The organism is Ornithinibacillus caprae (genome assembly GCF_009728145.1).
Lineage (GTDB): Bacteria > Bacillota > Bacilli > Bacillales > Amphibacillaceae > Ornithinibacillus > Ornithinibacillus caprae.
In genome coordinates this window covers 73,391-84,668 of the sequence record NZ_WOCA01000019.1, presented here as the reverse complement: position 1 = coordinate 84,668, position 11,278 = coordinate 73,391, and the positions used below count along the sequence as shown (strand labels likewise).

General features: G+C 35.1%; 10 protein-coding genes, 2 rRNA genes and 1 riboswitch. All 12 genes read left to right on the top strand.

Going from position 1 to position 11,278, the window contains the following annotated elements; all coding sequences use genetic code 11:
• Window positions 1-125, top strand: a 23S ribosomal RNA gene (locus tag GMD78_RS18270); the annotation flags it as partial.
• 132 nt (window positions 126-257) lie between these two features.
• Window positions 258-373: ribosomal RNA gene (gene rrf / locus GMD78_RS18265) — 5S ribosomal RNA — on the top strand.
• A 143-nt stretch (window positions 374-516) separates the two neighbouring features.
• The gene (locus GMD78_RS18260; protein WP_155670963.1) at window positions 517-876 is read left to right on the top strand and encodes a hypothetical protein; all 360 of its coding nucleotides are present in this window, start codon (window positions 517-519) and stop codon (window positions 874-876) included.
• Window positions 877-975: 99 nt separating this feature from the next.
• Window positions 976-1,536, top strand: a complete 561-nt coding sequence (locus tag GMD78_RS18255; RefSeq protein WP_155670961.1) for a flavin reductase family protein — start codon at window positions 976-978, stop codon at window positions 1,534-1,536.
• Between the two features lie 95 nt (window positions 1,537-1,631).
• On the top strand, window positions 1,632-2,666 hold the full coding sequence (locus tag GMD78_RS18250) for a sulfite oxidase (RefSeq protein WP_155670959.1): 1,035 nt from the start codon (window positions 1,632-1,634) through the stop codon (window positions 2,664-2,666).
• Between the two features lie 111 nt (window positions 2,667-2,777).
• Complete coding sequence (locus GMD78_RS18245; protein ID WP_155670957.1) at window positions 2,778-3,215, top strand: CBS domain-containing protein; 438 nt, start codon at window positions 2,778-2,780, stop codon at window positions 3,213-3,215.
• A 420-nt stretch (window positions 3,216-3,635) separates the two neighbouring features.
• A complete protein-coding gene (locus GMD78_RS18240) occupies window positions 3,636-4,844 on the top strand; it encodes a S8 family peptidase (protein WP_155670955.1) in 1,209 nt (402 codons plus the stop codon).
• 130 nt (window positions 4,845-4,974) lie between these two features.
• Window positions 4,975-5,072, top strand: a riboswitch (cyclic di-GMP riboswitch).
• A gap of 91 nt (window positions 5,073-5,163) precedes the next feature.
• A complete protein-coding gene (locus GMD78_RS18235; protein ID WP_343042428.1) occupies window positions 5,164-6,897 on the top strand; it encodes a methyl-accepting chemotaxis protein in 1,734 nt (577 codons plus the stop codon).
• 270 nt (window positions 6,898-7,167) lie between these two features.
• On the top strand, window positions 7,168-7,473 hold the full coding sequence (locus tag GMD78_RS18230) for a putative quinol monooxygenase (RefSeq protein ID WP_155670954.1): 306 nt from the start codon (window positions 7,168-7,170) through the stop codon (window positions 7,471-7,473).
• A 164-nt stretch (window positions 7,474-7,637) separates the two neighbouring features.
• Window positions 7,638-7,952 carry a hypothetical protein gene (locus tag GMD78_RS18225; protein ID WP_155670953.1) on the top strand — a complete coding sequence of 105 codons (315 nt, stop codon included), beginning with the start codon at window positions 7,638-7,640 and terminating at the stop codon, window positions 7,950-7,952.
• 571 nt (window positions 7,953-8,523) lie between these two features.
• Window positions 8,524-10,095 (top strand): Vga family ABC-F type ribosomal protection protein, encoded by a 1,572-nt coding sequence (locus GMD78_RS18220; RefSeq protein ID WP_155670952.1) that lies wholly within the window; start codon window positions 8,524-8,526, stop codon window positions 10,093-10,095.
• Window positions 10,096-10,370: 275 nt separating this feature from the next.
• Window positions 10,371-11,276, top strand: a complete 906-nt coding sequence (locus GMD78_RS18215; protein ID WP_155670951.1) for a DoxX-like family protein — start codon at window positions 10,371-10,373, stop codon at window positions 11,274-11,276.
• Window positions 11,277-11,278 lie beyond the last annotated feature (2 nt).

The following is an 11,278-nucleotide window of genomic DNA, read 5'->3' as shown; positions in this document are numbered from 1 at the left end:
AGATGAGACTTCCCATCACTTCGAGTGAGTAAGATCCCTCAGAGACTATGAGGTTGATAGGTCCGAGGTGGAAGCGTGGTGACACGTGGAGCTGACGGATACTAATCGATCGAGGACTTAACTAACACATTTTTGATTCGTTGTTTACCTCTTATTTAGTTTTTAGGGTATAAACCCTCATTGTAAAGCGTTCAAGGAGGTTCGGTTAAAACCGTTCACGTCCTGTGAACAACACCGAACGACCTACATCCTGTAGGCCTGGTAGCGATAGCGAGAAAGTCACACCTGTTCCCATGCCGAACACAGAAGTTAAGCTTCTTTGCGCCGATGGTAGTTGGGGCTTTGCCCCTGTGAGAGTAGGACGCCGCCAGGCAAAGATAAAAGCCATGATACGATTAATTCGTATCATGGCTTTTTTTAGAAATATTTTACATAAAAATGATAATATTTAGAATCATTTAACAGGAAATATGATATCTTAAATATAAAAGATGGTTCAAAAAGGAGAGGATGAACATGGTAAGAATCTTTGAAATTGTACTAGGAATTATTTTTCTTGGAGCAGGAATAAATGGATACTTGGTTTTATTCGGTTATGATCCAATATTCCCAACGAGTTCAGAAGCAATGGAATTTCTTGGAACGGGATATTTACTTGCAATGGAAAAAGGAGTTGAAATTATTTGTGGAATATTATTATTGATACGCCGATTTGTTCCGCTAGTTTTACTAATATTAGCTAGCATAGTTGTTAATATTTTTGCATTCCATATATTTGTAGACCCATCATTACTAATATTGGCAATTGTATTAGTGATATTGGAAGGAACATTACTATGGAATTATCGAGAAAATTACAAAGGGTTATTAGGATAACGAGTATCAATGGATAGGGCCAAACGATAGCCCCTTTTCTATTCTTGTATAAAATGGTACGATTTAAGCGAAATAGTTAAGTTAGGGGACGTTGATTTTATGAGGAAACCAACAGAAAAAACAGTAATGCATAGTTATCCAGGAATGGTTGCAATAGTAACAGCAACGTATGAGAATGAACATAATATCATGGCCGCAGGATGGCATTCTTACATTTCATATAATCCGCCAATATATGGAGTAGCAATAGGAAGACAACGTTATACATATGAACTAGTCAAAAATGCAGGCTGTTTTGCAATTAATTTCTTGCCATATGAAAAAGCGAAACTTATACAAGAGGTTGGAGTTCTTAGTGGAGAAAATTTTGATAAATTTGCCCACGGGAATATGAACTTTGAAAACGGGATTGAGATTAATGCGCCAATATTAGATGATGCTTATGTTGCATATGAATGCAGAACGATTGATGTCAATTCATATGGGGATCACGATTGGTTTGTTGGAGAAATTGTTCAATGTTATCGGGATGAGAAATGTTTTTTGGAAAATGGATTACCTAACTTTGAACAATTAGAGATCCCACTATACTTAGGGCGTTCGAAGTATGCTAAACTTGATAAGCATAATCATATTGAAACGTATAAAATTGATCAGTAACCACTGAATTTTTGCTAGAAAATTTTCATATAGATGAAAGAAAGACTATATGAAAGGAGAGGTATCACATACAACAGCCGAATGTAAGGCCGTATTTGATTACTAAAAGTTTATCTCCTGAAAATCAAGAGACACCTATCCCATTTGTGCAATCAGACCGAGTAGATAAGAGATTGTTTTTTAAAAGAAATCATTTTTCGTATCCACACCTTTTATCTTCTTCCCTATACTCATTAGAAATAGATGGCAGTGTTATTAATCCCATAAAAATCTCTTTACAGCATATACTAAAATTACCTGCAAAAGAAGTTCATACAGTTCTTGAATGTGCAGGAAATAAAAGAGGATTTTTTCGACCAAAGGTGTTTGGTGAACAGTGGGGGAAAGGAGCAATAAGTCAGGGTGTTTGGAGAGGTATTTCTTTAAAAACTCTACTACAATTTACAGGGTTATTAGATATTGAAAAAGAAGTGGTGTTTATCGGAAATGATTATGGTAAAACAACGAATTCTAAGCAACTACATTATTTTGCAAGAAGCTTACCTATAGAACAAGCACTTCATGAAGATACAATTATAGCATACCAGTATAATGGCAATCCTATACCATTTAAACATGGGTTTCCATTTCGATTGATTGTACCTAATTGGTATGCAATGGCATCAGTAAAATGGGTAAAGAGAATAGAGGTAATCGAAAAATCCTTTGATGGACCTTTTCAATGTGAAGATTATATATACTATCCAAATAAAGAAAATGATGCTGGAGCTTGGCCGGTTACAACTAAAAATGTGAATTCCACGATACAAAAACCGTTACATATGGATGAATTAGATACAGGAAAGCATATAGTTAAAGGCATTGCGTGGACTGGAATAGGTTTGATTACAAAGGTAGAAATTAGTTTGAATAATGGAAAATCATGGAATGAGTGCGAATTAATTACTACTCCCAAGCCTTATCAATGGGTACAATGGGAGTATGAATGGAATGCAGCAGAAAAGGGAGAGTATACAATCTTATCAAGGGCAACAGATTCAGAAGGTAACAAACAACCGCTTATAGCGTATTGGAACCGTAAAGGGTATGGCTATAATGCAGTTGATCAAATTAAAATAAAAATTGATTAACAAAAGGACCTTTTAAAAATTATATGGTCCTTTTTTTAATGAAAGAAATATTTTCCAAACATAAACCGAATAAAATAAACCAAGCTAATAGGTGAAAGGGGAGGTTATTTGATGGATCATCAACTAAGAAATCTTATGACATCAAATGTTTTCACCATTAATGAAACACAATCTGTTCAAGAAGCTGCAGCTCTAATGAGTGAGCATAATATCGGTTCTATTCCCGTTGTAAATAATAACGGGCAAATGGTAGGTATTGTTACGGACCGTGATATTACACTCCGTGCAACTGCACAGGGTGAAGCAGCGCAAACCCCAATATCACAAGTAATGACTGCACAGCAAATCGTGCAAGCAACTCCTGATATGAGTGCTGAGGAAGCGGCACAAATAATGGCTCAGCAGCAAATTCGTCGACTTCCAGTTGTGGAAAATGGACAGGTTGTTGGGATGGTTGCTTTAGGTGACCTAGCAGTAGATCATCAATTTGATGATGAAGCTGAAGAAGCACTTTCAAGTATATCAACCCCTTCTGAGCCACAAAAGTAAGCTTGATATCAACCTATAATTAGACATAGAAAAGGGATGCGCTCTCTTTTTTATGTCTTTTTTAATAAGTTGGGAAAGACCTAATAATTTGTTAAATTGTAAAAAAATGAGATGCATCTTTGTAGGACATTTGTTTTATTTTAGCAGATGGAAAAGTATATAGAGGGAGTATAAACTTTCCTATCCTGCATAAGTGCAACTAAGGTTTTTGTCATAAAGGCTTGGTAAAGGTTATTATAACAAGTTTTGATAAAGATTAACTCGGTTACTTAAGTAAAACTTTCCTATTACAGTTCACGTCTAGGTATTAAGTTTACGTTAATCTACTATAAATTCATTTGTGTTTCCCAACCCATTTAAAAAGGGATTTCACCTCCTTTTTAAGAATATGTTATGTACATCTTAAAAAGGAGGAATATTATGAAAAAAATGATTAGCATGTTGTCTTTAGCAGTTCTGTTCGCATTTCCAACAATGACGAGTGAAGCTTCTGCATTAGAAAAGGCAAGTAATGACTTATCTCCAGTCTCGGAAGTGAGCAAATCGGAAGGAAAAGCTTCGTATGTTGAAGGGGAAGTCATTGTTAAATTCAAAGAATCTGCATCAAGGCAAAATCAAAATAAAGCACTACAGGCAATAGGTGCTGAAGTAGTTCCTGATGTGGATCCTGTTAAGTCTTCCTTTAAAGTATTGAAAGTAGGTAATGTTGAGGCTGTTGTTAAGGCATTAAATAACAATCCAAATGTTGAATATGCAGAGCCAAATTACGAATTATCTGCTACGTGGACGCCAAATGATCCATATTTTAGTCCAGATTATGAATATGGATTATTCACAACATATACAGATCAAGCATGGGATGTGGCTAGAGGCGATAGCAATCAGGTAATAGCCGTCCTTGACACAGGTGTAGATATGAAACATGAAGATTTAGATGATAAAACAATCCCTGGATATAACTTTGTACGTAACAATAATAATCCAACTGACCGAAATGGTCATGGTACGCATGTAGCTGGGATTGCTGCAGCTGAAACAAATAATGGAGTTGGTGTAGCTGGTATGGCACCGGAAACCTCCATTTTAGCTGTTCAAGTTTTGGATAACCGAGGTAGTGGTTCCCTTGATGCGGTAGCTGACGGAATTGTGTATGCCGCTGACTATGGTGCAGAAGTTATTAATCTATCGTTGGGCTGTGATTGTGATACACAAACGTTGGAAGATGCCGTTAATTATGCCTGGGAAAAAGGCTCTGTAGTTGTGGCAGCTGCTGGAAATGATGGTGTTTCTACTACATTTGAACCCGCATCCTATGAAAATGTTATTGCAGTTGGTGCTGTAGATAGTAATAACCAACTTGCTAGCTTTTCAAACTATGGAACTTGGGTTGACGTTGTAGCGCCAGGAGTTGATATTGCTTCAACTTACCTCCGTGGTGGTTATGTTTACATGTCGGGTACTTCTATGGCTTCACCTTATGTAGCTGGTTTGGCTGGATTACTAGCAGGTCAAGGCCTTGATAACGCAGAAATTCGCAATGTAATTGAAAGTACGGCAGATCCAATTAATGGAGCGGGGTTTTACTACGAACATGGTTTAATTAATTCTTTAGACGCAGTTAATTATTAAAACATATGAAAAAAGCACCTTAAACGGTGCTTTTTTCATGATATTATATAAAAAGTAGTAAAAAATTACTACAGAATATATTGTATTTTATAGAGTGATAGATTACTATTATAGTACATACTAATATGTTATTTGTAAAAGGCAAACTACTTGAAAGGGTAGGACGCAAAGTCAAGGGTCTACGGTTATCATACATGATTGATATACTACGATCGCCTGATTACCAATTTATAGATAGATTGGCTATTCGACTATGCGGATAGTCATTTTTGCTGTCTGAGAACGATTACATAAATTTTACAACTTAGGGGGAATCGGTATGATGAAAAGGCTAAAAAAGTATAAACTTAGAAAACTAAACTTTAAAAATATAAGAATCGGCTGGAAGTATGGTTTAGCATTGATCCTTGTTTTATTATTATTTGGTGGTTCTGCAGGAACTGTAACCTATTTAGTCAAAACTATTGGTGAAGATATTGAGACCGTTGAATATCGAAGTGATATTGCGATGGATATATCGGAAATGGGGTCATTAATACGTGCGAAAGGTATTCGAATTGTAACATATCTTCAAGAGCAAGATCCAGCACTTATAGAAGAGTATGATGCGCGTCAAGAAGTCTTTAATGAATTGGCTACCAAAGTCAAATTAATGGAAAAGACTGAAGAACAAGAAGAATTATTTCAAGAAATAATTTCAAATGATCAAGAAATAAACCGTATTTTTAAAAACTATATCGTATCGGCAATTGCCAATGGAAATACAGGGTCTGCAGAAGCATTTGTTGGACAAGCAAATGAGCTAAGAGGGGAAACGATTGATTTATTAGATGAATTAAAAATAACTGTTAATGCAGATCGAAAGGCATCTATAGTGAATACTAAGCAGAGCCAACACTTCACGTTAATTACTCAAATAGCTACATTGATTGGTTCGACTATTATTGGTGGATTGCTTGTGATTTTTATCAGTCGTATAGTTTCACGGAACTTACGTCAAGTCGTTGAAGTTAGTAATAAAATTTCTGAGGGAGATCTTACCGTTTCAAAAATTGAATACAACGGAACAGATGAAATTGGGCAACTTGCTAGTTCAGTAAATAAAATGAGTGCTAATTTGCAGGAAGTGTTAAAGGAGGTTTCAACTGTTTCTGAAAGAGTTAGTGGACAAAGTGAAGAATTGACACAATCTGCTAATGAAGTAAAAGAAGGTTCTGTTCAAGTTGCATCTACGATGGAGGAATTAGCATCAGGTTCAGAAACGCAAGCAAATAGTGCAAGTGATCTTTCTTCAGTTATGAATACGTTCTTCTTAAAAGTTCAAGAAGCAAATAAAAATGGTGATTTAATTGAACAAGTTGGTCAGAATGTACAGGGACTAACGAATAAAGGAACTCGCTTAATGGATACATCGACTGAACAAATGACTAAAATTGATCAGATCGTACAGGAAGCAGTAGAAAAGGTACAGGGATTAGATACACATTCACAGCAGATCACGAACTTAGTTTCGGTAATCCGAGATATTGCCGATCAAACTAACTTACTAGCATTAAATGCTGCAATAGAGGCCGCTCGTGCTGGTGAGCATGGAAAAGGTTTTGCTGTCGTAGCTGATGAAGTAAGAAAACTTGCAGAACAGGTTGCGGTTTCGGTTACAGATATCACAGGGATTGTAAAGAATATACAACAGGAATCGAGTAATGTAACGGAATCATTACAAGGTGGATATAAAGAAGTCAAGCTTGGTACAGAACAGATTAAAACAACAAATGAAACATTTACAGACATTAGTGCAGCAATTGATGAAATGGTCATTAGTATTAAGACAGTAACAGAAAGCTTAACGGATATTGAGACACGGACAATGGAAATGAACACATCCGTTGAAGAAATTGCATCAATTTCTGAAGAATCAGCTGCAGGTATCGAGCAAACATCTGCTTCTTCCCAACAGACTAGTAGTTCAATGGAAGAAATGGCTAGAGGCTCTGAAGAACTAGCTGACTTAGCAGAAAAGTTAAATGGGTTGGTTCGAAAATTTAAATTATAAAAAATAAATGTGTACCTAATAAAGTATCAATTTTCGTTTAAAGGTGCACACACTATTATACACATGTAAACTCGCACATTAATTCTTATAAGAATTAATGTGCGAGTTTATTGTTAGCTCGACGGTTTTGTAATTGTAGAATTTGTACCTTAATTCTACGCATTGAATTAGCTATTTTAGATCTTGTGAATTTGATTTATTTTTAATTAAAAGGTTATTTGTGATTGGATGTAGAACATATATGTAGATAACTGAATGGAGGAGGATAATATGAGCAAATTTAGTTTATTTGGAAAAATTATAGTACAAGAAGGTAAACGTGATACGATGGTAGATATTTTGTTGGAAGCGGCAGATTCTATGAATAATCTGGAGGAGTGTGAGATATATCTTGTAAATACTGCTGAAGATGAACCAAATTCTGTTTACGTTTATGAAGTATGGAGTAATGAAAAAGCCCATCAAGCGTCTTTAACTCTTGAAGCTACACAAAAATTAATTGAGCGTGGAAAGCCAATCATCACTGGAATGGAGAGAATTAGCACCTTAAAAACAATGGGGGGAAAGGGAATTTAATGAATTAACATTCAGATAATGATTGTAAGCAAGTTAAAAGGTATAATGGTGAATATTAATCGGTACCTTGCAAGATAAAGAAGTGAGAGCAAATTTTGGTTATTAGTATCATCCAATACCTATAATCGATTTTAAAAAAAACTGACTGTATTAAGGAGATAGACATGAATGATAATATTTACCAAGAATTGAATAAAAATGAGACGTCAAAAGAGTTAAATGAAAGAAGTATGTTGGACCTTAATCAAACAAAAGGCAAATTTATATATATCATACTCTTCATCATCCTATTAATTGTTAACTCATATATTTTTAAACATATATATTTATTTGTGATTCAACACATTATAACGTGGAGACATTATTCCGTTGATATTGTTATGGTTCTACTTTTTTTCATAGCTTTTATTCCTTTAACAGCATTTTTATCTGAAAAGCTTGCAATATTCCTCCTGAGAAAACGGATTGGGGAAAAGTAAATATCTATTCATCTTTTATCTAAAGAAATTAATTCGATCCGAAGTTGTAATGCTGGAATCATCGATCGAATCGAAAGAGGTTAAACCTCTCTCTGTATATAATTTATTGCATTATAGTTGAAGGACATTGTTTGAACTCAACTCATTGACATACGGGGCAGTTTCATTCAATAAAAATGAAATAAAATTACTGTAGGGAGATTATGTTAAATCTTTTCCTATTGATTCTTTTTTTATTTTGCATTATAGTATAATTAACTAAATCGGAAAGGGTGTTACTTGGGCAGATGCGTAACTAATCCTATTTTTATACGTGATTTGAATAAAAGGGTACTAAAAGTCAGGTTTTTCCTGTCTATTTTTGCTTGTCCTTTTATTCAGAAACGAAGAATAGGATTAGCGTGTCTGAGTAAGTATACCTATAATCAAAAGCTAGGATATATCTGTTGCAAGGCTTGTGCAGTTATAACTTTTGATTTATTTAACCACAGCTTCCTATTCTTCATGATGAAGATGAATGGGAAGCTTTTTAATTTATAACTTCCCAATAATATAAGATGGGGATGATTTTATGGTTATATTAGAAGCAAAACATATTGAATATGAAGTGCAGGGAAAAGAATTATTGAATATTGAACAGGTACAGATTCAACAGAACGATTGTATTGGTGTCATTGGAAAGAATGGTTCGGGAAAGACATCATTACTAAATATATTATCAGGAAAAATCAAACCGAAATCTGGAATAATTGTAACCGAAGCTAGTCGTAAACTCTTACCACAGCTTAAACGAACCGATACGACGCAAAGTGGTGGGGAAGTAACACAAGAGTATATTAATCAAGCGCTTGCTGCAAAAGCAGACCTATTATTTGCTGATGAACCAACTACAAATCTAGATACAGTTCATATTGAAAAGGTAGAGAAGCAATTAAAACGAGTTAACGGTGCATTGGTTATCGTTTCTCATGATCGTGCATTTTTGGATGCACTATGTACAAAAATCTGGGAGGTTAAGGATGCTACGGTAACCGAATATCTCGGTAATTATTCTGACTATGAAGAACAGCGAGACTTAGAGATAAGACAACAGCAAGCTGCTTATGAACAGTATATTAGCAAGAAAAAACAGTTAGAAAATGCCCTAGAACAAAAGAAGAAAAAGGCAGCACGAGCTACTAAAAACCCTAATAAAAAAAGTGATTCTGACTCTAAGCAAATGGGTGCGAAACCTTACTTTGCCAAAAAGCAAAAGAAATTAGAAACAACAGCAAAAGCAATTAAAACACGAATTGAAAAGCTAGAAAAGGTAGAGAAGGTGAAGGAAGAGGCACCGTTAAACATGGATATTGTTGGTGCCAAAACGTTAAAAAATCGAGTTATCCTTCGTGTAGAAGAGGTGGAAGGAAGAATTGGTTCAAGAATATTATGGGAAAAAGCGAGCTTTCAAATAAAAGCTGGAGACAAACTAGCTATCATTGGTGACAATGGTACGGGGAAAACGACACTAATTAGAAAAATCATTTCTCAAGAAAAAGGAATTCAGATTTCTCCAGCAGTTCAAATTGGGTATTTTAGTCAAAACCTAGATATTTTAGATGTAGATAAAACCATTTTAGAAAATGTGATGGAATCTTCTTCACAGGAAATGACCTTAATTCGAACAGTTTTAGCAAGGCTACATTTTTTCGGAGATGATGTTAATAAACAGGTAAAGGTACTAAGTGGTGGTGAGCGTGTTAAAGTAGCGTTTGCAAAAATATTTCTTAGTGAAATAAATACCTTAGTACTAGATGAACCAACTAATTTTCTAGACATAACTGCAGTAGAGGCTTTAGAGTCATTACTGAAACAATATGAGGGAACAATTATTCTTATTTCACATGATCGTCGCTTTATCCAGCATATCGCTAACCGAGTTTTGCATATTGATAGCCAGGAAATAACGATATTTGATGGTCAATATGAAGCGTATATTCAGTTTGAGCCAAATAATCGCAGGGATACCAAAGAAGAACAATTAATGGTGTTAGAAACTAAAATTTCTGATGTGCTTAGTAGGTTAAGTATAGAACCAACACCCGAATTAGATGAAGAGTTTAAACGCTTGTTACAGGAGAAAAAGAAATTAGAATTAAGTTAGGGAGATAAGAGTCTTTTTCAAATGGGAAAGGCTCTTATTTTCTAATAAACAGTCATAGGTGGTGGTTAATTATGTTAGAATAAACGTAATGACGTTCGTTGGAAGTATCGGCTTTGAAAGAACATAAATGGATTACTTTTATACGTTAATCTTATACTTAAGTTACATCATACAGTATATAACTTCTCTAATTGCGCTTCGAATTTATTTGAGCATTATCACTAGAGTTCTCTAAAATTAAGAACGTAATAATCTATTGCCGGGGGTGGACTAGCATGAAACATAATCCCATCTACGTTGAAATTCCTTTACATACAGACATGGCCAAGCTTTGGCAAGCAACACAACAGCCTGATTTACATGAACAATGGGATCTACGTTTTTCATCGATTACCTATATGCCAAAGAAAGACGGTAAACCACAGGAGTTTTCATATAAAACGAAAATAGGCTTTGGACTAGAAATTGAAGGATGGGGACGGAGTGTAGGTGGTCATCATGCAGAGGACGGATCTCGAACGTCTTCTTTACATTTTGGTACAGACCAATCTATTTCGATTATTAGAGAGGGTAGAGGGTATTGGAAATATATACCTGAGTCCAATCATTCCATTACGTTTTTAACACAATATAATTATGAACCTAGTTTTGGTAAGTTAGGAGCATTATTTGATAAGCTCATTTTCCGGCCGATGATAGGGTGGGGAACGGCACTTAGCTTTGATGTATTAAAAAATTGGCTAGAAAAAGGAGAAACCCCTGCATCACAGTATATCAGGTTTTTTTGTACTTGGATTCTATCATTTTTCTTTGCACTTATATGGATCTATCATGGACTGGTCCCAAAACTATTGTATATGTATCCTGATGAGGTAACTATGTTAACCAAGACAATCCCATTAACATATAGCCAAGGTGAATTCATGGTGTATGTAGCGGGTGTGCTAGAAATGTTATTTGGAGTTCTGTGGCTATTCTATCGTAATAAAAGGCGACTATTTGTCGTCCAGGTAGTAATGTTTCCAATTCTCATGCTTGGAGCAATCCTTGCTGAGCCTGGATACGTCATACAACCTTTTAATCCATTAACGTTTAATTTAGCATTAATTATACTTTCCGTAATTGGGATATTGTTAAGTAAGGGTGTTCCAACGGCGAAGAATTGTAAGAGAAAGCGTTAGGT

What these genes read in the sequence shown, in the direction of transcription:
- GMD78_RS18260 (WP_155670963.1), top strand. Translation starts at nt 517, where the DNA reads ATGGTAAGAATCTTTGAAATTGTACTAGGAATTATTTTTCTTGGAGCA.
- GMD78_RS18255 (WP_155670961.1), top strand. Translation starts at nt 976, where the DNA reads ATGAGGAAACCAACAGAAAAAACAGTAATGCATAGTTATCCAGGAATG.
- GMD78_RS18245 (WP_155670957.1), top strand. Translation starts at nt 2,778, where the DNA reads ATGGATCATCAACTAAGAAATCTTATGACATCAAATGTTTTCACCATT.
- GMD78_RS18240 (WP_155670955.1), top strand. Translation starts at nt 3,636, where the DNA reads ATGAAAAAAATGATTAGCATGTTGTCTTTAGCAGTTCTGTTCGCATTT.
- GMD78_RS18235 (WP_343042428.1), top strand. Translation starts at nt 5,164, where the DNA reads ATGATGAAAAGGCTAAAAAAGTATAAACTTAGAAAACTAAACTTTAAA.
- GMD78_RS18230 (WP_155670954.1), top strand. Translation starts at nt 7,168, where the DNA reads ATGAGCAAATTTAGTTTATTTGGAAAAATTATAGTACAAGAAGGTAAA.
- GMD78_RS18225 (WP_155670953.1), top strand. Translation starts at nt 7,638, where the DNA reads ATGAATGATAATATTTACCAAGAATTGAATAAAAATGAGACGTCAAAA.
- GMD78_RS18220 (WP_155670952.1), top strand. Translation starts at nt 8,524, where the DNA reads ATGGTTATATTAGAAGCAAAACATATTGAATATGAAGTGCAGGGAAAA.
- GMD78_RS18215 (WP_155670951.1), top strand. Translation starts at nt 10,371, where the DNA reads ATGAAACATAATCCCATCTACGTTGAAATTCCTTTACATACAGACATG.